At 65.9% G+C, this 22,374-nt stretch carries 22 protein-coding genes and 2 tRNA genes; 17 read left to right on the top strand and 7 right to left on the bottom strand.

The features are described 5' to 3' along the window. The first annotated feature begins 75 nt into the window (after nt 1-75). Both GKZ92_RS15145 and GKZ92_RS15140 read left to right on the top strand, forming a co-directional pair. Nucleotides 76-621: a dihydrofolate reductase family protein gene (locus GKZ92_RS15145; protein WP_035751317.1), complete on the top strand. Its 546-nt coding sequence runs from the start codon at nt 76-78 to the stop codon at nt 619-621. 38 nt (nt 622-659) lie between these two features. Next, complete coding sequence (locus GKZ92_RS15140) at nt 660-1,460, top strand: alpha/beta fold hydrolase (protein ID WP_155225395.1); 801 nt, start codon at nt 660-662, stop codon at nt 1,458-1,460. A gap of 97 nt (nt 1,461-1,557) precedes the next feature. Here GKZ92_RS15140 and GKZ92_RS15135 read toward each other — a convergent pair whose 3' ends face one another. From GKZ92_RS15135 to GKZ92_RS15120, 4 genes are all read right to left on the bottom strand, one after another. Continuing rightward, a complete protein-coding gene (locus tag GKZ92_RS15135; RefSeq protein ID WP_035751319.1) occupies nt 1,558-2,703 on the bottom strand; it encodes an acyl-CoA dehydrogenase family protein in 1,146 nt (381 codons plus the stop codon). Between the two features lie 48 nt (nt 2,704-2,751). Next, nucleotides 2,752-4,149 (bottom strand): MFS transporter, encoded by a 1,398-nt coding sequence (locus GKZ92_RS15130; RefSeq protein ID WP_051405851.1) that lies wholly within the window; start codon nt 4,147-4,149, stop codon nt 2,752-2,754. A gap of 90 nt (nt 4,150-4,239) precedes the next feature. Then, nucleotides 4,240-5,814: an AMP-binding protein gene (locus GKZ92_RS15125; RefSeq protein ID WP_035751320.1), complete on the bottom strand. Its 1,575-nt coding sequence runs from the start codon at nt 5,812-5,814 to the stop codon at nt 4,240-4,242. A 325-nt stretch (nt 5,815-6,139) separates the two neighbouring features. Further along, on the bottom strand, nt 6,140-6,811 hold the full coding sequence (locus tag GKZ92_RS15120) for a TetR/AcrR family transcriptional regulator (protein WP_230461810.1): 672 nt from the start codon (nt 6,809-6,811) through the stop codon (nt 6,140-6,142). A 119-nt stretch (nt 6,812-6,930) separates the two neighbouring features. Here GKZ92_RS15120 and GKZ92_RS15115 point away from each other — a divergent pair, with 119 nt between their 5' ends. From GKZ92_RS15115 to GKZ92_RS15095, 5 genes are all read left to right on the top strand, one after another. Further along, the gene (locus GKZ92_RS15115; protein ID WP_042378798.1) at nt 6,931-7,734 is read left to right on the top strand and encodes an alpha/beta fold hydrolase; all 804 of its coding nucleotides are present in this window, start codon (nt 6,931-6,933) and stop codon (nt 7,732-7,734) included. Nucleotides 7,735-7,804: 70 nt separating this feature from the next. Further along, nucleotides 7,805-8,563, top strand: a complete 759-nt coding sequence (locus GKZ92_RS15110) for an SDR family NAD(P)-dependent oxidoreductase (protein WP_035752757.1) — start codon at nt 7,805-7,807, stop codon at nt 8,561-8,563. After that, nucleotides 8,556-9,941, top strand: coding sequence for an amidase (locus GKZ92_RS15105; RefSeq protein ID WP_042378795.1), 1,386 nt, complete (start codon nt 8,556-8,558; stop codon nt 9,939-9,941). Before GKZ92_RS15110 ends, GKZ92_RS15105 begins: the two co-directional genes overlap by 8 nt. Before the next feature lie 10 nt (nt 9,942-9,951). Beyond that, nucleotides 9,952-10,758: an enoyl-CoA hydratase/isomerase family protein gene (locus GKZ92_RS15100; RefSeq protein WP_051405891.1), complete on the top strand. Its 807-nt coding sequence runs from the start codon at nt 9,952-9,954 to the stop codon at nt 10,756-10,758. Beyond that, complete coding sequence (locus tag GKZ92_RS15095) at nt 10,755-11,561, top strand: MaoC/PaaZ C-terminal domain-containing protein (protein ID WP_035752755.1); 807 nt, start codon at nt 10,755-10,757, stop codon at nt 11,559-11,561. The genes GKZ92_RS15100 and GKZ92_RS15095 overlap by 4 nt, the downstream gene beginning before the upstream one ends. 83 nt (nt 11,562-11,644) lie before the next feature. On the opposite strand, the gene GKZ92_RS15090 is transcribed toward GKZ92_RS15095, so the two are convergent. Further along, nucleotides 11,645-11,718, bottom strand: a tRNA-Ile gene (locus GKZ92_RS15090). A 137-nt stretch (nt 11,719-11,855) separates the two neighbouring features. Between GKZ92_RS15090 and GKZ92_RS15085 the strand changes: the two genes are divergently transcribed. The 8 genes from GKZ92_RS15085 to GKZ92_RS15050 all read left to right on the top strand — a co-directional run bounded on the left by GKZ92_RS15085 (nt 11,856) and on the right by GKZ92_RS15050 (nt 19,641). After that, nucleotides 11,856-12,551, top strand: coding sequence for a GntR family transcriptional regulator (locus GKZ92_RS15085; RefSeq protein ID WP_035752752.1), 696 nt, complete (start codon nt 11,856-11,858; stop codon nt 12,549-12,551). Nucleotides 12,552-12,615: 64 nt separating this feature from the next. After that, nucleotides 12,616-14,037, top strand: a complete 1,422-nt coding sequence (locus GKZ92_RS15080) for an allophanate hydrolase (protein WP_035752750.1) — start codon at nt 12,616-12,618, stop codon at nt 14,035-14,037. Between the two features lie 33 nt (nt 14,038-14,070). After that, complete coding sequence (locus GKZ92_RS15075; protein ID WP_035752748.1) at nt 14,071-14,769, top strand: cysteine hydrolase family protein; 699 nt, start codon at nt 14,071-14,073, stop codon at nt 14,767-14,769. A gap of 73 nt (nt 14,770-14,842) precedes the next feature. Next, nucleotides 14,843-16,441, top strand: coding sequence for a regulator (locus GKZ92_RS15070; protein ID WP_155225394.1), 1,599 nt, complete (start codon nt 14,843-14,845; stop codon nt 16,439-16,441). 217 nt (nt 16,442-16,658) lie between these two features. Beyond that, nucleotides 16,659-18,170 carry an IS21 family transposase gene (gene istA / locus GKZ92_RS15065; RefSeq protein WP_075863973.1) on the top strand — a complete coding sequence of 504 codons (1,512 nt, stop codon included), beginning with the start codon at nt 16,659-16,661 and terminating at the stop codon, nt 18,168-18,170. Next, nucleotides 18,167-18,952 carry an IS21-like element helper ATPase IstB gene (gene istB, locus GKZ92_RS15060; protein WP_006361228.1) on the top strand — a complete coding sequence of 262 codons (786 nt, stop codon included), beginning with the start codon at nt 18,167-18,169 and terminating at the stop codon, nt 18,950-18,952. The genes istA and istB overlap by 4 nt, the downstream gene beginning before the upstream one ends. Nucleotides 18,953-19,128: 176 nt before the next feature. Then, nucleotides 19,129-19,201 (top strand) — tRNA-Asn (locus tag GKZ92_RS15055). A 167-nt stretch (nt 19,202-19,368) separates the two neighbouring features. Then, a complete protein-coding gene (locus GKZ92_RS15050; RefSeq protein WP_127962788.1) occupies nt 19,369-19,641 on the top strand; it encodes a hypothetical protein in 273 nt (90 codons plus the stop codon). A gap of 171 nt (nt 19,642-19,812) precedes the next feature. Here GKZ92_RS15050 and GKZ92_RS15045 read toward each other — a convergent pair whose 3' ends face one another. Continuing rightward, entirely contained in the window at nt 19,813-20,184 is a 372-nt protein-coding gene (locus GKZ92_RS15045) for a hypothetical protein (RefSeq protein WP_006356768.1), read from the bottom strand. 100 nt (nt 20,185-20,284) lie between these two features. Beyond that, on the bottom strand, nt 20,285-20,674 hold the full coding sequence (locus GKZ92_RS15040; protein WP_006356769.1) for a winged helix-turn-helix transcriptional regulator: 390 nt from the start codon (nt 20,672-20,674) through the stop codon (nt 20,285-20,287). 106 nt (nt 20,675-20,780) lie between these two features. Here GKZ92_RS15040 and GKZ92_RS15035 point away from each other — a divergent pair, with 106 nt between their 5' ends. Beyond that, nucleotides 20,781-21,641, top strand: coding sequence for an SDR family oxidoreductase (locus tag GKZ92_RS15035; protein ID WP_127962789.1), 861 nt, complete (start codon nt 20,781-20,783; stop codon nt 21,639-21,641). Between the two features lie 81 nt (nt 21,642-21,722). Beyond that, a complete protein-coding gene (locus GKZ92_RS15030) occupies nt 21,723-22,370 on the top strand; it encodes a dihydrofolate reductase family protein (protein ID WP_127962790.1) in 648 nt (215 codons plus the stop codon). Nucleotides 22,371-22,374 lie beyond the last annotated feature (4 nt).

Genomic DNA, 22,374 nt, shown 5'->3' with positions numbered 1-22,374 from the left:
TCCGACCCTCGACGCGATGAGTTCTCGTCGTTCGCCCGGTCTGTCCATCGACCACGTCTGAACGGAGAACATCACATGGCGACGACGATCTACTCGGCATCAGCATCGCTCGACGGCTTCATCGCCGGTCCCGGCGGCGACATGTCCTGGCTGACCCGATTCTTCGGCGAGGACGCAGCCGAGGGCGGCGACAGCACAGCAGCTCTGCGCCTCCGGGAGGGGACCGGCTCGCTGCTGGTGGGTAATCGGAGCTTCCGGGGCGACGACCCCAACAAGGGCACCGATCGCGAAGGCGCCTTCGAGGGTGAATTCCTGGGGCCGACAGTGGTTCTCACGCACAACCCGCCCGCCGAGCCGGTGGAGGGCGTCACCTTCGTCACCGACCTGGACCGCGCCGTGGAGGAAGCACGGCGCCTGGCGGGCGACGCGTACGTCACCGTCATCGGCGCCGACGTCGCACGCCAGATGATCGACGCCGGACTGCTCGACGAGGTCCTCATCTTCCACGTCCCGGTCTTCCTGGGCGACGGGGTCCGGGTCTTCGATCGACCCGGCGGCGGGGAGGTGCGGCTGACGCGTATCCCCGGCGAGGCCGAGTTCTGGTGCCGCGTCGAGAGGTGAGCGGGGTCGGGTGTCGCGCGGTGTGAGAGGCTGAATTCATGACGACGGTGTCGATCGGCGATCTCACGGTGAGCTACTCGGAACAGGGGGGCGGCGAATCCTCCTCAGCGCCAATTGTTCTGGTGCACGGACTGGGCGAGGACAGCCGTAGCTGGACGCACACGCAGCGCGACCTGGCCGACCTGCACACCTACGCCTACGACCTTCGCGGCTTCGGTTCGACGACGGTCGGGGAGGCCGAGGGGACCCTGGATCAGCTCGGACGGGATCTCGTGGGGTTCCTCGAGACGGTGACCGGTCCCGCGATCGTCGTCGGCTTCTCCGCCGGCGGGACGATCGTGCTCTGGGCCGCTGCCGAACGGCCGGATCTGGTGAGCCGCGCCATCGTCCTCGGTACGTCCTCGGTGGTGGGACGAGCCGCGGCCGAGTTCTACAAGCAGCGCGCCGATCAAGCCGCCGACACCTCGAGCGACGAGTTCCGCACCGCGATGCGCGACGATACCGTCGCCGGTCTGGTGTCCGCTCACGATCGCGTCGACGAGATCACGGCCGGGAGGCTCGAGGCGGTCGGGGACGGTGCCGGCTACGCGAACGCGGCCCGCGCGATGGCGGGAGTGCGCGAGCAGCCCCTGACGCCGAGGCTGTCCGAGATCCGGCAGCATGTCGACGTCATCGCCGCAGACCGAGACGCGCTGTGTCCGGAGAAAGCGGCGAAGATGATCGTCGACGGCCTGTCGGACGTGACCTATCGGGTGATCCCGGATTCCGGGCACCTGATGAACGTCGACAACCCGGACACCGTGACCGCGGCGCTGCGCGAGGCGATCGCCGGCGACTGATCGTCGTCTGGTGGTGGGGAGTGGGGCTCTGACCCGGCAGAGGAGAACGGCGATGCCGTCGAAGCCCGCGACGGATTTCGACGGCATCAGACCGCGGTCACAGACCGAGTGAACGCCCGATGATCTCGCGTTGGATCTCGTTGGTTCCGCCGAAGATGGTGGCACCCAGTGAAACCCGTAGATGCTGGACCATGTCGAACTCGGTCGAGTAGCCGTATCCGCCCATCATCTGCATGCCCTCGATCGACATCGCCTTGGCGACCTCGGTGGCCTTCAGCTTCGCCATCGACGACGCCCGCGACAGGTTGGGGCTACGACCGGGCTCATCGGCTGATTGCGCGACGTCGAACACCATCAGGCGTGCGCACTCGATCTCGGTGGCAAGGTCGGCCAGGCGGTGCTTGATCGTCTGGAACGACCCGACGGCCTGCCCGAACTGACTGCGCTCCCGAACGAAGTTCAGGCAGTCGTCGAACGCGCGCTCGGCGGTTCCGAGAGCCTGCGCGGCGAGGATGAGGCGCTCGGTGTCGAGGCCGGCCATGAGCTGCTTCCAGCCCTGGTCGACCTCGCCGATGACCGCCGAGTCGGGCAGGACGCAGTCGGTGAAGTAGAGGTCGTTGACCTCGGTGCCGTTCATCGTGTCGATCGGCTTGATGTCCAGTCCCTCGGTCCCGGCGGGGACGTGGAACATGGTCAGGCCGTGGTGCTTCTTGTCGCCGCGGGTCGTCCGGGCGACGAGGAGGATGCTGTCGGCGAGGTGGGCGTTGGTGCACCAGGTCTTGGACCCGTTGATGACCCAACCCTGCTCGGTCTTCTCGGCTCGGCAGACGAGTGCCGCCACATCTGATCCCGCACCGGCTTCCGACATCGAGATCGAGAGCGCCACGCCGTCGGCGACCCGACCGAGGACCTGGGTCTTGAGTTCCTCGCTCGCGAACCTGTTGTAGATGCCGGCCGTGATGAGCGTCGTACCGAGCCAGGGGATGGGGGCCATCCCCTTGGCGAGTTCACTCAACAACACGCAGAGATCGACGTGGCTGCCACCAGCGCCGCCGTACTCTTCCGGGACATCGATTGCGGCCCAGCCGAGTTCGGCGACCTTGCGATTCAGTTCCAGGCTGTGGGAGTTCCGGCCGAAGTCGGTGAGCTTGTCGCGCTGCTCCTTCGTTCCGACTTCGCGTCGGCAGAATTCGCGGACCGAGGCTGCCAGGTCTTGCTGCTCGGCGGTGAGAGCGATGGGCATGGGGTCTCCTCGAGATGATCGTGGCGTCGTGGATGATGGCGGGTCGTCTCAGACCCGTTCCGGGGCGGCGGGAGCAGCCGGAACCGTGCGGATCTCGTCCATTTCACCGGAGAGGGGTTCGGGTTCGTTCGCGACCCCGGGCCCGGGCTCCGCGACGGCCTGAGCCCCGCGCCGGGCGGCGGCCGCGGCGACCAGCGAGATCACCGCTGTGACCACCAGGACCGCGGGTAGCGGCCACCAGTGCACCGATCCGTCGGTGGGGACCAGTGCCGCGGCGACGAGCGGTGTCGGAGCGGCCCAAGCGACGCCGGAGAACGCGCTGCACAGTGCGACGCCGCTGTAACGGACCTCGGTGGGGAACAGCTCGGCGGTCATGCTCGAGACGACGGCGTAGGTGGTGGCGTGGCCGAGGACAAGGGCCAGAGTGAAGGCGACCGTCATCAGTGCGACGTTGCCGGTGTCGTAGAGCGCGAAGAGGGGGAAGGCGAACAAGCCGGTGAAGACGACACCTGCGGTGAACATCTTCCAGGCCGAGAACTTGTCGCTGAGCACTCCGACGGCAACCATCGCGAGAAGGTCGACGACCGCGGCGACGAGCAGGATCATCAGTGTGTCGCTACGGGTGAAGCCGTGGGAATCAACCGCCATGGAGAGCATGTAGGTGGTGATCAGGTAGAAGAGCACGATGACACTCGCCTGGAGTCCCACGCCGGCGACAACGCGGCCGGGCATCGTCCGCAACACGTCGAGGACGGGATGTCCCTTGACCTCGCCCTTGTCCTTGACAGCTTCGAACTCCTCCGATTCGGAGACGCCGAGGCGGATGACCATGCCGATCACGACCAGGAGGAATCCGGTGAGGAACGGAATGCGCCAGCCCCAGGACATCAGGTCGTCTTCGGGGAGTTTGGCGACGAAGTACATCACTACGGTCGCGAGGACCAGGGCCAGCGGGCTGGCGATCTGTGGCATGGACCCGTAGAACCGGATTCGCGACTTGGGTGCATTCTCGACGCTCATGAGCACCGCGCCGCCCCACTCGCCGCCGACCGCGACACCTTGCAGGAATCGCAAGGAGGTCAACAGGATCGGGGCCCAGATGCCGATCGCATCCCAGGTGGGCAGCAGGCCGATGAGGCCGGTCGAGCCCCCCATCACGGAGAGCGTGATGATGAGGGTGGTGCGCCGACCGACGCGGTCACCGAGGTGGCCGAAGATGAAGGCGCCGACGGGGCGAGCCAGGAACGCGACGCCGAGGGTGGCGAACGAGGCGAGCAGGCCGACGTTGTCACCCAGGTCGGGGAAGAAGACGGTCGAGAAGACCAGTGACGCCGCGGTTGCGTAGATGAAGAAGTCGAACCATTCGACGGTGGTGCCGACCAGGCTGGCGAGCGCCGCTCGCTTCTGTTGCTTTGTCCCGAAGCTCGGGGAGGTGGTGTCGGTCATCGGTGACCTTTCGGTGGACGACGGGGATGAAGGCCGCGCTGCCGGGGGTGCAGCGGTGCCGGGGGTGGGTGGAGCGGGGGTGGAGCGGGGTCAGGAGGTCGGGAAGAGCGACTTCCGAAGGTCGTTCTTCCGGATCTTTCCGGCGGGTGTCTGTGGCATGGCGTCGACGAGGTGGATGGACTCCGGCCAGAGTCGGCGGGGGACTGACTCCGCACGGAGCCAGTCGACGAGGTCGACGAAAGTGAGGTCCGAACCCGGACGGGGCTCGATGACCGCGCAGATGCGCTCGCCGAGTCGATCGTCGGGTCGTCCCACCACCGCGACCTTGGCGATCAGCGGGTGTTGGATGAGGGCGTTCTCGATGTCGACGGGTGAGATGTTCACACCGCCTCGGATGATGAGGTCCTTGAGACGTCCGGTCAGGCGGAGATAGCCGTCGTGATCGACGACGCCCAGATCTCCGGTGCGGAAATAGCCTTCACGCGTGAAGGATTCGCGGTACAGATCCTCCTGGTTGAGGTATCCGAGAAACAGGGACGGCGTGCGCATGACGATCTCGCCCTCGACGCCGCGCGGGTTGACGACGCCCGATTCCGAGATGGTCTCGAGTTCCACGCCGGGCATCACCCGACCGCAGGTCTCGGCGATGAGTTCGGCGGAGTCGCCGGGCAGGCTCGAGGTGGCTCCGCCTTCGCTCATCGCCCAGATCGATGCGATGTGGGTGTCGGGCAACTCGGTGGTCGCCCGCTCGATCAGGCTCGGAGGAATTGGTGCGCCGCCGCAGACAAAGGTCTTGAGTCCGGCGAGTTTTGGTGTGTCGCCGGTCCATTCGGCGTCGGTGAGGTCCTTGAGGAACGGCGTCGCCGCGACGGTGATACTGCAGGGGTGGGCCTCGACGAGACTCAGTGCGGTGTGGACGTCCCAGTGATCCTGGAGTACGAGTGACGCGCCCGTCAGCAACGACATCCGCGCACCGTGCCAGAAGCCTGTGCTGTGGCCGAGTGGGGACGGCATGAAGATGGCCTCCTCACCGGTGATCCCGTAGCGGTCGATGATCCAGTTGTTGTACGCATCCATGCTCGACTCGGAGTGCGCGATGGCCTTCGACTTCCCGGTGGTGCTGGACGAGAAGAGGATGTGGGCGAGGCCGGCCGGGTACGCCGGCGCGGTCTCCGGTGCTCCGTCGGCCAGGGCCCAGGTGGGGGACTCGTCCTGCTCGCAGAACAGGAACCGGATTCGACGTCCGACGGAACGGGAGATGATGTCGGCCTCGGCGGCGAAGTCACGGCCGCGGTGAGCGCGGGGGAGGGCAACGGCCTTGGCTCCCACCATGTTCGCGACATAGGCGATCGATTCCGGATCGGTTGTCACGGGCAGGGTTCCGGGCACGAGTCCGCAACGGAGCGCGGCCACGTAGGTGACCATCCACTCGGTCCAGTTCGGCAGGCAGATGATCATCACGTCGCCGACTCGCAGGCCTTGTTCATGCATCTCGTCGGCGAGTGCCGATGATGCGTCGGCAAGATCCTGTCGGGTCAGCGTCGCGCCGCGGTCGTCGATGACGGCCGTGCGCTGCGGGTCGCTCGCCACGTCTGCGAGGAACGTGGCAAGGGCGGGTGATCCGGTGACGTGGCGGGAAATGAGAGTGGAAGCGTGGGTGTTCACTGTGTCTCCGTACTGATGGGCTGACGGGGTCATCGGCGGATCGAAAGAGGGGGATGTCTCGATCTTCGATTCCCTCCGGCGAAGAATCAAGAGGGTGACGTCGCTTTTTTGTTAAGAAGTCGTTTCGCGACACTCAACTGCGTAAATCGGGGGATGCGAGAGGTTGGCGTCGCGGTTCACCCATCATGTGACGCAAGCCACGGGAAGTCAAGAGAGTGACGTCGCTTTTTTTGAGACAGCTCCCGAAATCGCTCAAACAACGCGCAGAAGCCCCGGCGGCGGGTGTCCAACCCGGCTCCGGGGCTTCGGTGGGTGCGTCGCGCTGTCAGACCTTGGCTTGGTCGAAAATGGTTGCATACCAAGCAGATGCGGTGATCCGCGCGGCGTCGTCGAGGTCCACGGGGCCGCTGTTGAGTGCTTCCTGGGCGAACCAGACATATGCCGATTGTTCGACCATGCATGCCAGGGCCTCGGTGGCGATGCGTGCGGGGGCTCCGTTGATCTCGGTGATGCCGTGATCTCGCTCCAGGCTGGCGACGAACCTGTCGACGTGTCGGGTCCGCATGAGCCACCAGAAGTCCTGGAAGCGCTTCTCGACGTGCGCGGCCTGGATGAACGCGCGCATGACATCCCGGTTCTCGCTGTACAGGCTCAAATACCCGCGATTCGATTCGACGAGCGACTCCAGGGGACTTGTCCGAAAGCTGTGGTTGCGAGACGCGCTGGCCTCGAACAGTTTCTCGTGCAGGTCCTCGATGACCTGGGCGAAGAGATCCTCTTTGTTCTTGAAGTACCGGTAAAGGCCGCCCATGGAGATCTCGGCCTCGTCGGCGACGTCGCTCATCCGGGCTTCGACGTAACCGACGCGCGCAAAGACGTTGCGGCCGGCGTTGACCAGATGGTCGCGCGTCCGGCGCCCCTTGGGTGTCACGGGTTCAGCGGGCACAGGTGATGTCCTTTGCGTTTGTGCAGGCAACTGACTGTTGAGTACGCCCATGATGACCGATTCGCGACCAAATGAGAAGGACTTACTTAAAAAAGCGACGTCACTCTCTTGACTTTGCCGGGGCCCGAGTGGAGACTTCCGATATGACCACGACGCGAGCAGGAGGACTGATGACCACGGTGCAGATCGGTGACATCACGGTGGCTTACGCGGAGGCGGGGTCCGGCGAATCAGACTCCACCCCAATCATTTTGGTACACGGCCTGGCCGAAGACAGCCGGAGCTGGGCGGATACGCAGCAGGAGCTGGCCGAGTTCCATACGTTCGCGTACGACCTCCGCGGCCACGGCTCGACGACGCCGGGCAACGGCGAGGGATCTCTAGAGCAGCTCGGACGGGACCTGATCGGCTTCATCGAGCAGGTCACCGGCCCGGCGATCGTCGTCGGATTCTCTCTCGGCGGCACGATCGCGCTCTGGGCGGCGGCCGAGCGCCCCGACCTGGTGACCCGACCGATCGTCCTCGGGACGTCGTCGGTGGTCGGTCGGAGTGCGACCGAGTTCTACGCGCACCGCATCGGTCAGGCCTCCGACACCTCGACTTCGGAGTTCCGGGAGGCGATCCGGGACGACACTGCGGCCGCGATCGTGGCGGCGCACGACCGGCTCGACGAGATCACCGAGATTCGCCTCGACGCGATCGGTGCCGGCGCGGGCTACATCAACGCGGCACGGGCGATGGCCGCCCTGCGCGAGAATCCCCTGACCCCCCGGCTCGCGGAGGTCCGCCAGCACGTCGAGGTGATCGGTGCCGACGGTGACACCTTCTGTCCCGAGAAGGCGGCCCGAATGATCATCGACGCCCTGGGCGACGTCACCTACCGCGAGGTCCCGAATGCCGGACATCTCATGAACGTCGACAATCCGGCCGCGGTCGCGACCGTACTGCGCGCCGCCATCCGCGGCGACGAGTGACGTCCCCTCAGCTCTCACGCCCGATCGCTTCATCCCTAGACCAAACGCAGACTCTCAGAGGAGACAGGAAATGACCGAATCCAAGGTCGCCATCGTGACCGCAGCCGCCGGAGCCGGAATCGGTGCGGCGATCGCTCAGCGTCTCGCAACCGACGGCTACGACGTCGTGGTCACCGACGCGCATGAGCGTCGCGCCAAGGAGTTCGCCGAGAAGCTCGGTGAGCAGCATGGACGCGAATTCCTCTCGCTCCCCGTCGACGTCACCAGTGAGGAGGCGATCATCGCCGCCGTGGACCGGGTGATGGCCGACCGCGGCCACATCGACGTACTGGTGAACAACGCCGGTTGGTCCAAGATCGAGCCGGTCGCCGAGATGTCACTCGAGACGTGGCAGAAGTGCATCGACGTCGACCTCACCGGCACCTTCCTGACGATGCGGCATGCGTTGCCGCACATGATCGCCGGCGGCGGTGGCTCCATCGTCAACATCAGCTCGATCTCGGCGTACGAGACCTCCACCGAACACGGCGCTGCCTACTCCGCCGCCAAGGCGGGCATCCTGGCCCTGACCCGTGTCGCCGCAGCGGAGAACGGTAAGGCCGGTGTACGCGTCAACGCCGTCACCCCCGGACTGATCTACAACGACTTCCTGCGCAAGATCTACCCCGACGAGTTCTTCGACGGCTACGCCGAGAACCGCTCGCTCGTCGGTCGGGTCGGCCAGCCCGAGGACGTCGCCAACCTGGTGGCCTTCCTGGCCTCCGACCAGGCCGGCTACATCACCGGTGAGGTCTACGGCGTGAGCGGCGGGGTGCATCCGCATGGCTGATCAGATCATCGAACTCGCCGCCGGCGAACTCACCGCCGCCTACCGGGCGCGAACCCTGAGTCCGGTCGAGGTCACCGAGGCATACCTGGACCGCATCGCGGCGGCCGACAGCGACCTGCGTGCCTTCATCACCGTCACCGACGACCTAGCGCGCGAGCAGGCTCGTGCGTCGGAGGCGCGGTACGCGGCGGGTGCACCGATCGGCCCGCTCGACGGTGTCCCCACGTCGGTCAAGGATGCCTTCTATCTGAGCGGCGTGCGAACCACATTGGGCTCCAAGGTGTATGAGGGTCAGGTCGCGAAGGCGGACTCGGGCGTGGTCCGGCGTCTTCGTGCGGCCGGTGCGGTCTTCACCGGTAAGACCAACACGGCCGAGTTCGGGCAATCGGCGACGAGCGAGAACATGCTCGGCCCGGACACCGTCAATCCGTGGGACGTCTCACGTACCCCTGGAGGATCCAGCGGTGGCGCGGCGGCTTCCGTCGCGGCGCGACTGTCGACGGTCGGCGTCGGCTCAGACGGTGGCGGGTCGATTCGAATCCCGGCTGCGTTCTGCGGGGTATACGGACTCAAGCCCTCGCCCGGGCTCTGCCCGGACGAGAAGGGCTTCCGGGGCATGACCGACTTCGTCAGCGCCGGACCGATGACCAACAAGGTCACCGACGCGCGTGTTGTGCTCGGTGTGCTGGCCGATCGAGAGTACACCCGAAACCAGTTGTCGCGCTTGCGCGTCGGGTACTGCCCACGCCCCGAGGGGCGGGCCGTCGATCCCGGTGTGGTTCGCGGCGTCGCTGCCGTTGCCGTTGCGCTCGGCGAGCAGGGGCACGACATCATCGAGACAGACCTCCCGCTCGACGGATGGAATGAGATCTTCGGGCCGCTCGTTCTCGAGGACGAGCACCGGGAACGAGGACATCTGCTGGCGGATCATGCCGATCAGCTGTCGCGGTATGAACGTTCGTCGCTGCGGGCCGCGCTTGCGCTCGACCCCGCAGATGTCGAGCGCGCCAGGGTCCAGCTTCCCGTCTACCGGCGGCGGATCGCCGCGCTCTTCGAGGAGTTCGACGTACTGCTCACCCCCTCGACGGCCATCCCCGCATTCCCGTTGGGGGAGCGGCCGGCGCAGATCGACGGCGCCGATGTCGACGCGCTGTGGGGCGCATTTCCGTTTGCGGTGCCGTTCAACGTCGCCGGCGCGAGCGCGGCGTCGGTGCCCTGCGGTCTCTCCGACGGATTGCCGATCGGGGCGCAGCTCGTCACCCCGGCCGGTGCCGAGGAACTGTTGCTCGATCTCTCCGAGGACGTGGAGATCGCAGTCGGTTTCGACGGTTCCGCGGTCACCCGGCGATGGACGCCGCAGCCCGCGGCGGCCTTGTGAGGAGGCCGGTATGACCAGCGCGGTGTCGGTAGAGCGGGACGGGAACGCCCTGGTGATCACCATCGATGCGATCGAGCGGCGGAACGCCTTGTCGCGTCCCCTCCTCTACGGCTTGGCGGACGCCATCGCGGGCATCGACGATGACATCACCGGGATCGTGATCACCGGCGCGGGAGAAACATTCAGTGCCGGCGCTGATTTCGCGGAACTGACCGGCACCAGCGCGGATGCCGACTACGACGATGTGGTCGGCGCAGTCGCCGCGGCCGTCACCGGGTCCCCGGTGCCGGTCGCGGCGGCCCTCGAGGGGCCCTGTGTAGGGGCTGCGGCGCACCTCGCGCTCGTATGCGATGTGCGAATCGCGGGGAAGGGTAGCTGGATTCAGGTCCCGGCCGTGCGGCTCGGCCTGCTGTACAGCCCGCAGGCGGTGAAGTGGCTCGCGCGACGCTACCCGTCCGACTCGGTCCGCCGCCTACTGCTCCTCGCCGAGCGTTTCGGAGCGGACGAAGCGCGTCGTGCCGGGTTCGTCTCGACGGTGGTTCCCAACGGCACCGCATGCGATCACGCGGTGACGCTCCTCGGCGCCAACGGAATCGAGAGTCGAGGCGCGATCACGCTCACCAGACAACTCCTCAACTCCGTCGAGTTGGGTGACTACGACGACGCGGTGTGGCAGCAGCGTCGGCGTGAACTGCTCGATTCGCCGGAACGACGCCGCGCCGTGGACGACGCGAAGCTTCGCCACGGTGCCACGAGTCCAGACAACAGTTCTTCTGCCCACAGGCAGGTACACCCCGGAAAGGCGGCGCAACGATGACCTCCACTCTGACTCTGGCGGATCTGGCCGGACTCGACCTCGGCGAACACACCGCGACGTACGACGACACCGCGGCGATCCTGTACGCGTTGTCGGTCGGTGCACGATCGTCCCAGCTCGATCTCGTGTATGAGCGTGACCTGCGCGTTCTTCCCACCTACGGCTGTGCGCTCGGGCTCTGGGCCGTGGAGGCCGCCGGGCGTCTCGGTGCGTACGACCCGAAGCGCTCGCTGCATGCGTCGCAACGACTCGTTGTTCACAAGCCGCTGCCTGCGACCGGGTCCATCACCATGACCGGTCGACTCGCCAACGTCTACGACAAGGGCAAGGCGTCCCTCGTCGAGGTCGAGGTGTCTTCGGAGTACTTCGACGCGTTCTATGGGATCTTCCTGCCCGGAACGGGTGGCTGGGGAGGCGATCGAGGACCGTCGTCGGCTGCGGGGGAGACCCCGGAACTGACGACCGTGACCTCGTTCGAGACGTCGCCGGACCATGCCGCGCTGTATCGTCTCACCGGCGATCGCCATCCGATCCACATCGACCCGGAAGTGTCCGGCGCCAACGGTTTCGAGCGTCCGATCCTTCACGGTCTGTGCACGCTGGGGATCGCGACGGTGGAGATCGCCGGGCACGTCGGTGCACATCCCGCGGAGCTGCGCGAGCTGTCGACGCGCCTCGCCGCTCCCGTGCTGCCCGGTGACACCGTCGACGTCGCCTCCGCCGTGAGCGGTCCGACCGTCCATTTCGAGGGACGGGTAGGCGAGACCAAGGTTCTCGCCGGAGGTACCGCGACGTTCGGCTGAGCCGGCTGATCGCCTGGGGATTCTGCGGCGGCCGCGCCGCGTCGACCGATCGAGGTTGATGCGACGCGGCCGTCTCGAGTCTGTGGGGAGTGCGGGACTTGAACCCGCGACCAATCGATTATGAGTCGACGGCTCTAACCAACTGAGCTAACTCCCCGTGCGGGCACCCGGCCCGCGGGAGGAGATTACCGCACCGGGGATGGGGCACTGCAGCCAACTGCGGCGGAAAACGGTCGACAGTCGACGGCGCTACACTGGCCGAAATCGGACACGGCGCGATGGGAGAGTGTGCGGATGACGGTCGGGGAGGGGTCCCACGGTGGCGGCGAGCTGCCGGAGAGCCTTGTCGACGTGGCCGGCCGCCGTATCCGGGACGCCATCCTCAGTGGCGACCTGGCGCCGGGACAGAAGATCGTCGAGGAGACGCTGTGCGCAGACCTCGGGATCAGCCGGGCCCCCGTGCGTGAGGCGTTGCGGCTGCTCGCGCAGCAGGGGCTCGTCGAGCATCAGCCGCGTCGTGGGGTCCGGGTCGCGGAGTGGTCGCGTCGGGACATCCTGCAGCTGTTCGAGCTGCGTCAGGTGCTCGAGCGGTACGCCGTCGAGGCCGCCCTGCCGTTGACCGATCCGGAGTCGCAGCTCGCACCTCTTCGTGCGGCGATCGACGCGATGCGCCGTGCCCCAGACGATCTCGCACGCGACGACGCCCACCGTCGGTTTCACGCAGCGGTCGTCGGACTCGCCGGGAACCGGCAGCTCGACATCACCCTCGAGCCGATCCTGCTGAAGCTCCAGCTGCCGATGGCGGTCAACCTCCGGACCGAGACCGCCGACCACCACGGACCCGACGACGGGTTCAACCGGCACCAGGCAATCCTCGACGCGCTCGAACGCAACGACGCCGCGGCGGCGATCAGCGCCCTCCATGATCACGGCCACCTCCACTATCTGGATTTGGTGTCGGCGACCGCAGAGCACAAGCACCCTCACTGACCTGCTAACACAATCGACACACGCACGTTCCGCAGACGCCATTATTCTGTCGACAATCGACGGTATGACTCTTTCAGGCGGGCCTACCACAGGTCCCACGGTTGCCGAGATCCTCGACTCGCACCTGCACGGCAGCGGGTCTCCGTCCCGCACCGCGCGCGTGGTCCTCGACGCCATCGAGGCGCGGGGTGACGACGGAATCTGGCTGTCGACGGTGCCGCGCGACGAGGTTCTCGCCGCGGCCGCGGAACTCGAGAACCGACCCGGCGCACGCGATCTACCGCTGTACGGAGTCCCGTTCGGCGTCAAGGACTCCATCGACGTGGCCGGCGTCCCGACCACGCTCTCGTGCCCCGGCTACGCGTACACGCCCGACGCCACCGCGCCCGTTGTGCAGCGTCTGCTCGACGCCGGAGCCCTCTACATCGGCAAGACCAACCTCGATCAGTTCGCCACCGGCCTCAACGGCACACGAACCCCGTACACGATGCCGCGCGGGGTCTACGGCCACGAGATGATCTCCGGCGGTTCGAGTTCCGGCTCGGCGCTCGCAGTTGCACTCGGCGACGTGCCCTTCGCGGTCGCCACCGACACCGCCGGCTCGGGACGCGTGCCCGCCGCGCTCAACGGCATCATCGGATACAAACCGTCGCGCGGACTGATCAGCACCGTGGGGCTGGTTCCGGCGTGCAAATCCCTGGACTGCATCACGGCGATGACCGCGACCGTCGACGACATGGACCGCGTCATGAGCGTGATGATGGGCCGCGACGACGCCGATCCGTGGTCGCGCGACCGGGGGCCCGGATTCGACGGGTCGACGATCACGATCGGTCTCCCGCCGGTGGAGGAGTTGGAGTTCTTCGGCGACGACGCCATGCGGGATGCGCATCTGGCGTTCCGAAACCGCCTGAAGCATCTGGGGTTACCGGGCGGGGTCGAGATCGTCGACGTCTCCCTGGCACCGTTCCTGGCAGCAGGGGAGCTCCTGTACTCGGGTCCGTGGGTCGCCGAGCGGCTCGTCGTGTTCGGGGACTTCCTCGCCGCGAAGCCCGACGAGATCCACCCTGTGGTCCGCGACATTCTCCGCAGCGGCGAGAAGTACACGGCCGTTCACGCTTTCGCTGCGCTGCAGAGATTGCGGGAGCTCAAAGCCGAGGTCGGACGCATCTGGTTGGGGACCGACGTCCTCGTGGTGCCGACGATCGGGCGGACCTTCACCGTCGACGAGGTTCTGGCGCAGCCGATCGCGACCAACACCATGCTCGGCCACTACACGCATTTCGGAAACCTCCTCGACCTCACCGGGATCGCGGTTCCCCAGGGCGTGACCTCCGATGGGCGGCCGCACAGCGCGATGCTCCTCGGGGCCGCGCTCACCGACGACACCGTGCTCCACCTGGCGGCCGCACTGCTCGACGAGCCGCGTGACCGGTCCATGTCATCCAGCGCTGCCCGTACCCCGACCACGCTGCCAGCGTCCTGAAACCCGACAACCACCCGCCCGGGAGGCCACCCGATGTCCGAGACCGTCACCCTCGAGGCACTACCCGGTCCGATCGAACTCGATCTGGACCACACCGCACTGATCATCATCGACATGCAGCGAGACTTCCTGTTGCCGGGCGGTTTCGGCGAAGCACTCGGCAACGACGTCGCGCAGTTGCAGCGCGTCGTCGAACCCCTTGCGGCGCTGCTCGATGCGGCGCGGGCAGCCGGGATGCTCGTCATCCACACCAGGGAAGGGCATCTGCCGGACCTGTCGGATTGTCCACCGGCCAAGCTCCACCGCGGTGCGCCGTCGAAGCGGATCGGCGACCCGGGTGCGTTCGGGCGCATCCTGATCCGCGGCGAGTACGGGCACGACATCGTCGACGAACTCGCGCCGCTCGACACCGAGGTTGTCATCGACAAGCCCGGCAAGGGTGCGTTCTATGCGACGGAACTGTCGAAGGTGCTGGCCGACAACCAGATCACCCAGTTGCTCGTGACCGGCGTGACCACCGAGGTGTGCGTCCACACCACCACGCGTGAGGCCAACGACCGCGGCTTCGAATGCGTCGTCGTATCCGATTGCGTCGGTTCGTATTTCCCCGGGTTCCAGCGTGTGGGTCTGGAGATGATCGCCGCGCAGGGCGGCATCTTCGGCTGGACCGCTCCCGGCGCCGCGATCATCCCGCTGCTGAAAGAGCGGGCGCCCGCGGAACCCGCCGTCTGACATCGACCACTCATCCAGTCGAGACATCGGCGTCTCGTTTTCCCCACCAACCCCCAGTAGCCCGGAGGAATTCATGAGCGCCACCACCGATCCAGCTCCGACCACCGACCCGCCGTCACCGACTCCGACGACGAAGGTCGCCTGGTGGACGCGCGGAGACACCAACGCCTTCTTCGGTCTCGGCTTCAACATCCTGGTCAACGTCCTCACGTTGACCGGCTTGATGATCGGCGTGATCGGCCTCAGTCCCGGCAACGTCCTCGGCACGGTTCTGCCCGCGCTGGGCGTCGCCCTGATCCTCGGCAACCTGTACTACACGTTCCTGGCACGAGGCCTCGCCGCGCGGGAGGGACGCGACGATGTGACGGCCCTGCCGTACGGGCCGAGTGTGCCGCACATGTTCATCGTGGTGTTCGTCGTGATGCTGCCCGTGTATCTGAACACCAAGGACGCCATCCAGGCCTGGCAGGCCGGTCTGGCGTGGGCGTTCATGATCGGCGTCATCGTGATGATCGGCGCGTTCGTCGGACCCTATGTCCGCAAGCTGACGCCGCGTGCAGCGATGCTCGGCACCCTGGCCGGTATATCGATCACCTTCATCTCGATGCGTCCGGCAGGGCAGATCTGGGAGGCCGCGTGGATCGGTCTGCCGGTGCTCGCGATCATCCTCATCGGCTTCTTCACCGATGTGAAGCTGCCGGGCAACGTGCCCGTCGGACTTGCCGCGTTGCTCGTCGGTACGGCGATCGGCTGGGCCGGCGGGTTCATGTCGGTGCCGGACCTCACCGCGGCAGTCGAGGACATCGCGGTCGGCATCCCGGATCAGCGCTTCGACCTGCTGTTCAACGGTCTCGGTGATCTCGCGCCACTTCTTGGCACCGCGATACCGCTGGGCGTCTACAACTTCACGGAGGCGATGAGCAACGTGGAGTCCGCTGCGGCGGCGGGGGACAACTACAACCTGCGCAGCGTGCTGCTCGCCGACGGTGCCGGGGCGTGCATCGGTGCGGCGTTCGGTTCGCCGTTCCCGCCGGCCGTGTACATCGGGCACCCGGGATGGAAGGACGCCGGCGGCCGCGCGAGCTACTCGCTGGCCAGTGGCGTCGCGATCGGTGTGCTGTGTTTCCTCGGTCTGTTCGGGGTGCTGAACTACCTGCTGCCTGTGCCCGCGATCGTGCCGATCCTGCTCTTCATCGGTCTGCTGATAGGCGCGCAGGCCTTTCAGGCCGTGCCGCGTCTGCACGCGGTCGCGGTGGTCGCGGCGCTGCTGCCGAACCTGGCGGAGTGGGGTCGGGGACTCATCGACAACGCGTTGTCGGCAGCGGGTACGACCGTCGACGAGGTGGGCATGGAAGCGATGAACGGCGCCGGCGTGATCTACGAGGGACTCAAGACGCTGGGCGAGGGCGCGGTCCTCGTCGGCCTCATCCTCGGCACGATCGTCACCTTCATCCTGGAGAAGAAGTTCCACTTCGCGGCCATCGCCGCGGCGGTGGGGGCGGTGCTGTCCTTCATCGGGCTCATCCACGCACCCGAGGTGTCGTGGGCGGCCGCGCCGGAGGTGTCGCTCGGCTACCTGTTCTTCGGCGTCGTGTGCCTGGCCTACTGGTTCCTGCCCGGAGCGCGGACGCCGGTGGAGGTCGACGAATCCGACGTCGTGGCCGGTCACTGAGCTCGTAGGATCTGCGGCAGTTGGTTCCGGATATCGGAACCAACTGCCGCAGCTGTCCATGGCCATGAGAAAGTCCCCACTGGTGGCCAGGTCGAGGTCCCCGCTGGTGGCCAGATAAGAGTCCCCACCCTGTGTTCGTCGTGTCGACCCGGAACTGAGGGCCCAGGCGATGACGGTGAAGGTGCCAACCGATCACCATCACCGCCTGGGAGTTCCATTGAAGTCTGCGAAGGACCGTATGGACATCATTTCTGCTTACCGAGAACTCGGAAGCTATCGCGCCGCAGCCGAGGTGTGCGGCACCACCCACAAGACCGTCAAACGTGTGGTCGACCGGTTCGAGGCCGACGATCAACCACCCGATCGCAAGGAACGGGCCCGCAACTACGACACCGTCGCCGAGCTGGTCGCCGAGCGAGTCGAGCGGTCACACGGCCGGATCACCGCCAAACGTCTGCTACCAGTAGCGCGAGCGGCGGGCTATGCAGGCTCGGCCCGCAACTTCCGTCGTCTCGTCGCCCAGGAGAAAACACAGTGGCGCCGTGATCACCATCGTGGGCGTCGCCCGGCAGTGTGGGCTCCGGGTGACTACCTGGTCATCGATTGGGCCGTGATCGGCGGCCTGCACATGTTCTGCGCGGTGTTGGCGTTCTCACGCTGGCGGTTCGTTCGGTTCGCCACCAATGAAACATCCACCACCACACTCGGATTCATCGCTGAAGCCTTTGAGGAGATCGGTGGAGTACCCAACAAGGTACTCGCTGATCGGATGGGCTGCCTCAAAGGTGGAGTCGTCGCCAACGTCGTCGTACCCACCCCCTCGTATGTGCGGTTTGCCACCCACTACGGGTTCGCCCCGGATTTCTGTCACGGCGCCGATCCGGAATCGAAAGGGATCGTGGAGAACCTCTGCGGGTACGCGCAGTCAGATCTGGCGCAACCGTTGTGGACCGAAGCCAAGATCGCCGCTGGTCGTGACGACGTGCAGCTGGATGTGCACGCAGCGAACCGGGCCGCGCGGGACTGGTGTGTCGAGGTCAACACCCGCCGCCACAGCGACACACTGTGCGTGCCTGCTGAGCAACTCGATGTGGAACGAGAAGTGCTGTCGACGTTGCCATCTCTGCGGGCCCAAGTCGGCCCACCGCCGGTCACCCGAAAGGTCGATCGCCTCTCATGTATCCGGTACGCCTCGGCCCGCTACTCGGTACCCAACCGGCTCATCGGCACCACCGTGACCCTCATCCAGGACGGTGAACGGCTCCTGATCGCCGAACCCGCCTCAGGCGAGGTGATCGCCGAACATCTGCTGGCCGCACCCGGAGAGGTCGTCCTCAACGATGACCACTACGGCGGGCCACGCACACCGCCCAGTCGTGCACCACGACCCAAAACCGCAGCAGAGAAGCAGTTCTGCGCTCTCGGTGAGGTTGCTGAGCAGTTCCTGGTCGGTGCCGCCGCGATCGGTAACACCCGCCTAAGCGGTGAACTCGACGACATCCTCGGGCTCGTCACCTCCCACGGCCACGAACAGGTGCTCACCGCCCTGACCAGGGCGGTGGCATTCCGACGGTTCAAGGCCGCCGATGTGCGTTCGATCCTCGATGCCGGAGCCGGCACCCCCAACCCGCGACCGGCCGGCACAGCACTGCTCGGGCACCTGCCTACCGCGCCCACCCGCTCGCTGGATGCCTACAAGCTCGGCGCCGGCGACAAGGAGGTGTCATGACCACCACAACATCGACATCAGTTGCACCAACAGTGCCGCCACTACCGGCCGACCTCGACCAAGCGCTACGCCGATTGAAGCTCGCCTCGATCCGCCGCACCGCACCCGAGGTACTGCTCACCGCGAAAACCCAGCGATGGACACCCGAAGAAGTGCTGCGGACCCTGGTCGAAGCCGAGATCGCCGCTCGTGATGCCTCCAACATCCGCAACCGACTCAAAGCTGCCGGGTTCCCGGTCACCAAAACCCTGGAATCGTTCGACGTGGCCGCATCCTCCATCCCGGCCAACACCTTCGAATACCTATCCTCACTGGAATGGGTTCGAGCCCAACACAATCTGGCCTTGATCGGCCCAGCCGGGACTGGCAAGAGTCACACCCTGATCGGGCTGGGGATCGCCGCAGTACACGCCGGACACAAAGTGCGGTACTTCACCGCCGCCGACCTCGTGGAGACCCTGTATCGCGGACTGGCCGACAACACCGTCGGCAAAACCATCGACACCCTGCTACGCCAAGATCTGCTCATCCTCGACGAGATCGGATTCGCACCACTCGACGACACCGGCACCCAACTACTGTTCCGGCTCGTCGCCGGCGCCTACGAACGCCGCTCTCTCGCGATCGCCAGCCACTGGCCCTTCGAACAATGGGGACGATTCCTGCCCGAACACACCACCGCCGCCAGCATCCTCGACCGGCTCCTACACCACGCCACCATCGTCATCACCGACGGCGACTCCTACCGCATGACACACCGAACGGAGGTACCACCCACCTAGAACATCCCGCACAGGGTGGGGACTTTTACCTGGCCACCAGCGGGGACATCAAACTGGCCGTTGACAGCAGCTGTCTCCTCGTTGACCTGCCGTTTTGTTGTCCGGCGGCGGCATGCGCTAGAGTCTGTCCTCGGTTCAAGTGATGCGCTCACGGCGCTGAACGAGAGCCAGAGCAATCCCCCATAGCTCAATTGGCAGAGCATTCGACTGTTAATCGAACGGTTACTGGTTCGAGTCCAGTTGGGGGAGCAGAACAAGAAGCCCGCCCCTGCGAAAGCAGGCGGCGGGCTTTTTCTGTGGGCTCTCTTGTAGTTTCATGCCGTCGGGTTCCGCACCGCGGTGCAGGTTGCAGGTTGGGTAACTGGTTCGGCTCGCAGTCCAGGTACCCAGTGCGCGATCAGACTAGTCTCAACGGTGTGGCAACGCGTGGGTTCTGGATTGGCGAGATCCGCGCCTCAGATGGTGTCGCTAGAAAGCTACGAACAAAGCACAACCTGTCAGTTGAGGAAGTCCGGGCGGCGTGTGTCCCGAACCAATACGACCGTGCGGGCTGGGAAGTTGACGAGGTGCACGGGGAGAGGCTGCTGGTGGAGACTCATGATGCGGTGGGGTGGATCAGGGTCATACTCCAGCCAATCGATGTCGAAGATGGGATCTGGCAACTACGGACTGCCTGGAGGAGGATGTGAACATGGAGCAGGTAGGCGACGAGTACGACGATGACTTCGAGATGACGGACGAGGAGTTCGACCGTCGGATGGAGGCTGCGGAACCTGTCCGGTTGGTGCCGGGTCCTCGTGAAGTCCGCATCGAGGCTAAATTCCTTGCATCAGGTTGGGGCGGAACGCCGTACCCGCACGCTACCCAAATTGCGGTGCATGAACCTCAATTGGAAGTGACACTGATTCCACAACGATGACGTACTGGCCGGGAACCTTCGCCTCGAAGCCGATCTTGTGAAAGAAGAAACCGGCTCTGGTTCCTGCGGTTGCCACTTCGGGGACGGGGAGCCTGCTAGAGCCGCTCTTTCCGTCAGGTGTGGTGATGGAGACTTCGACGAACTGCGGATTGTGAAGGTCTCCCTCCTCTGCCTGGATAAGCACAATCAGAAGGGTCTCGATTAGATAGCCCCCTGGCGGTTGCCAAAAATCTGTAAGGACGCCCCCGAGTACATATAGCTTGCCGTCAGCGACAGTAGCGGCCTCCGCCAACATCGCACCGGTAACGATCATTCCTCGAGCCTATGGCATATCGGTTGTCCCGGGGTCCATCGCTAGGCATTGTGCCGATAGAACTGCTGCTGCTGCTGCCGGCTCGTTCGCGCTGACCGCCTCAGGCACTCGTCCCGCGCCGCCCGTCGTACTCCGCCTGCGCGTCACGCACCGTCGGCATGTGGCCCTGCAGCAGATCGATCAACCCCTGCAGTTGGTCGGCGACCTGCCTGCCGAGGGGAGTCAGGTCGTATTCGACCTTCGGCGGGATCGCCTCCAGGACCGTCCGCACGATCATGCCGTCGCGTTCGAGGTTCTGAAGCGTCTGCGACAGCATTCGCTCGCTCACACCGTCAACGCGGCGTCGAAGGGCGCTGAATCGATAGTTGCTCTCGCGCAACGCGATCAGGACCAGCGTGCCCCAGCGGCCGGTGACCGTCTGCAGCGTCGACCTCGACGAGCAGTCGCGTGCGAAGACGTCGGCTTCGAGGGTCGGGTCGTGGTCGGACATGACCTCAGGTTAGCGAAGGTCACAGCGACCCGCTAACTGTTCGTATTGCACTTACGAAAAGTAAGTGCGTACAGTCGAGCCCAGTCACGACGAGAGGAAAGACAACATGACCACAGCAGTGACAGGCGCCACCGGACAGCTCGGCGGGCTGGCGATCGGCGAGCTGCTCGCGCGGGGAGTCCCGGCCGCGGACATCGTGGCGATCGTTCGGGACGAGTCGAAGGCTGCCGATCTGGCGTCGAAGGGCGTTCAGATCCGGGTTGCCTCCTATGACGATCCGGAGGCGCTGCGGCGCGCACTCGACGGTGTCGACAAGCTGCTCCTGATCTCGGGTTCGGAGGTCGGACGTCGAGTTCCGCAGCACACCAACGTGATCGAGGCGGCGGAAGCGGCCGGTGTCGGATTGATCGCGTACACGAGCCTCCTCAACGCCGCTACGAGCGGACTCGGGTTGGCGCCCGAACACGTGGCCACCGAGAAGCGACTCGGCGAGTCGTCGATCCCCGCGGTCTTCCTCCGCAACGGCTGGTACTGGGAGAACTACCTGCAGGCCATCAGCCAGGCGGTCTCGTCCGGCGCTTTGTTCGGTGCAGCGGGCGAGGGCAAGGTCGCCGGTGCCGCCCGCGCCGACTACGCGGCTGCGGCTGCCGCAGTCCTCACCTCCGATGCCGATCAGGGTGGCAAGGTCTACGAACTCGGCGGCGATGAGCGACTCACCTACGCCGACCTCGCGAAGGTCATCGGCGAGGTGGCCGGCAAGACCGTTGAGTATCGTGACCTGCCGGAGGCCGACTACGCGAAGGTGCTCGCCGACAACGGCATCCCGGAGCAGTTCGCCGCCGTGCTGGCGGGTTCCGATGCCGGCATCGCCCGCGGCGAACTCGACACCACCTCAGGCGACCTCCAGACGCTGATCGGCCGGTCGTCGACGCCGTTCGCCCAGATCGTGAAGGCCGCCATCGCCTGACGCTGCGCTGCACCGATGAGTCTCGCTGCGGTTTCGAGTCTGTCCTGGTTGGATTGCCCGACGACAACAGGAATGGATGCCATGGCTCAGCTACTCAGGGTGCAGAACTTCGCGGTCTCGCAGGACGGGATCGGTGCCGGTGAAAATCAGACCTTCGAGCGGCCGTTCGGCGACACCGTCGAACCCTGGGAGATGATGTCCTGGGCAGGGGCCACCGCGAGCTGGCCCAACCGCACCGATCCCGGTGGCACCCGCGGACTCGACGACTACTTCACGCGCGACTTCACACACAACATCGGTGCGGAGATCATGGGCCGCAACAAATTCGGGCACCAGCGAGGTCCGTGGGTCGACCATGAATGGCAGGGGTGGTGGGGCGACGAGCCGCCGTTCCACACCCCGGTCTTCGTCCTCACCCACCACCTCCGCCCGTCGTTCACGCTGGGTGAGACCACGTTCCACTTCCTCGACGCCACGCCGGCCGAGGCCGCGGAGAAGGCGAAGGCCGCGGCCGACGGCAAAGACGTTCGGATCGGCGGCGGCGTGAGCACCGTGCGGGAGTTCCTCGACGCCGATCTCATCGACACGCTGCACATCGCGGTCGCACCCGTCACCTACGGAAACGGACTGCGTCTGTGGAACTCGCCCGCCGAGTTGGAGGACCGTTTCGGGCACGAAGTGGTCCCGAGTCCGAGCGGGGTCACCCACCATTTGTTCTGGCGGAAGTAGTTTT

Source organism: Gordonia sp. 135, assembly GCF_009720185.1.
Lineage (GTDB): Bacteria > Actinomycetota > Actinomycetes > Mycobacteriales > Mycobacteriaceae > Gordonia > Gordonia alkanivorans.
This window is presented reverse-complemented; position numbering and strand designations above follow the sequence as displayed.

What these genes read in the sequence shown, in the direction of transcription:
- GKZ92_RS15145 (WP_035751317.1), top strand. Translation starts at nt 76, where the DNA reads ATGGCGACGACGATCTACTCGGCATCAGCATCGCTCGACGGCTTCATC.
- GKZ92_RS15070 (WP_155225394.1), top strand. Translation starts at nt 14,843, where the DNA reads ATGAGCGCCACCACCGATCCAGCTCCGACCACCGACCCGCCGTCACCG.
- GKZ92_RS15140 (WP_155225395.1), top strand. Translation starts at nt 660, where the DNA reads ATGACGACGGTGTCGATCGGCGATCTCACGGTGAGCTACTCGGAACAG.
- GKZ92_RS15105 (WP_042378795.1), top strand. Translation starts at nt 8,556, where the DNA reads ATGGCTGATCAGATCATCGAACTCGCCGCCGGCGAACTCACCGCCGCC.
- GKZ92_RS15135 (WP_035751319.1), bottom strand. Translation starts at nt 2,703, where the DNA reads ATGCCCATCGCTCTCACCGCCGAGCAGCAAGACCTGGCAGCCTCGGTC.
- GKZ92_RS15040 (WP_006356769.1), bottom strand. Translation starts at nt 20,674, where the DNA reads ATGTCCGACCACGACCCGACCCTCGAAGCCGACGTCTTCGCACGCGAC.
- GKZ92_RS15030 (WP_127962790.1), top strand. Translation starts at nt 21,723, where the DNA reads ATGGCTCAGCTACTCAGGGTGCAGAACTTCGCGGTCTCGCAGGACGGG.
- GKZ92_RS15045 (WP_006356768.1), bottom strand. Translation starts at nt 20,184, where the DNA reads ATGATCGTTACCGGTGCGATGTTGGCGGAGGCCGCTACTGTCGCTGAC.
- GKZ92_RS15095 (WP_035752755.1), top strand. Translation starts at nt 10,755, where the DNA reads ATGACCTCCACTCTGACTCTGGCGGATCTGGCCGGACTCGACCTCGGC.
- GKZ92_RS15080 (WP_035752750.1), top strand. Translation starts at nt 12,616, where the DNA reads ATGACTCTTTCAGGCGGGCCTACCACAGGTCCCACGGTTGCCGAGATC.
- istB (WP_006361228.1), top strand. Translation starts at nt 18,167, where the DNA reads ATGACCACCACAACATCGACATCAGTTGCACCAACAGTGCCGCCACTA.
- GKZ92_RS15115 (WP_042378798.1), top strand. Translation starts at nt 6,931, where the DNA reads ATGACCACGGTGCAGATCGGTGACATCACGGTGGCTTACGCGGAGGCG.
- GKZ92_RS15035 (WP_127962789.1), top strand. Translation starts at nt 20,781, where the DNA reads ATGACCACAGCAGTGACAGGCGCCACCGGACAGCTCGGCGGGCTGGCG.
- GKZ92_RS15130 (WP_051405851.1), bottom strand. Translation starts at nt 4,149, where the DNA reads ATGACCGACACCACCTCCCCGAGCTTCGGGACAAAGCAACAGAAGCGA.
- GKZ92_RS15110 (WP_035752757.1), top strand. Translation starts at nt 7,805, where the DNA reads ATGACCGAATCCAAGGTCGCCATCGTGACCGCAGCCGCCGGAGCCGGA.
- GKZ92_RS15100 (WP_051405891.1), top strand. Translation starts at nt 9,952, where the DNA reads ATGACCAGCGCGGTGTCGGTAGAGCGGGACGGGAACGCCCTGGTGATC.
- GKZ92_RS15120 (WP_230461810.1), bottom strand. Translation starts at nt 6,811, where the DNA reads ATGGGCGTACTCAACAGTCAGTTGCCTGCACAAACGCAAAGGACATCA.
- GKZ92_RS15085 (WP_035752752.1), top strand. Translation starts at nt 11,856, where the DNA reads ATGACGGTCGGGGAGGGGTCCCACGGTGGCGGCGAGCTGCCGGAGAGC.
- GKZ92_RS15075 (WP_035752748.1), top strand. Translation starts at nt 14,071, where the DNA reads ATGTCCGAGACCGTCACCCTCGAGGCACTACCCGGTCCGATCGAACTC.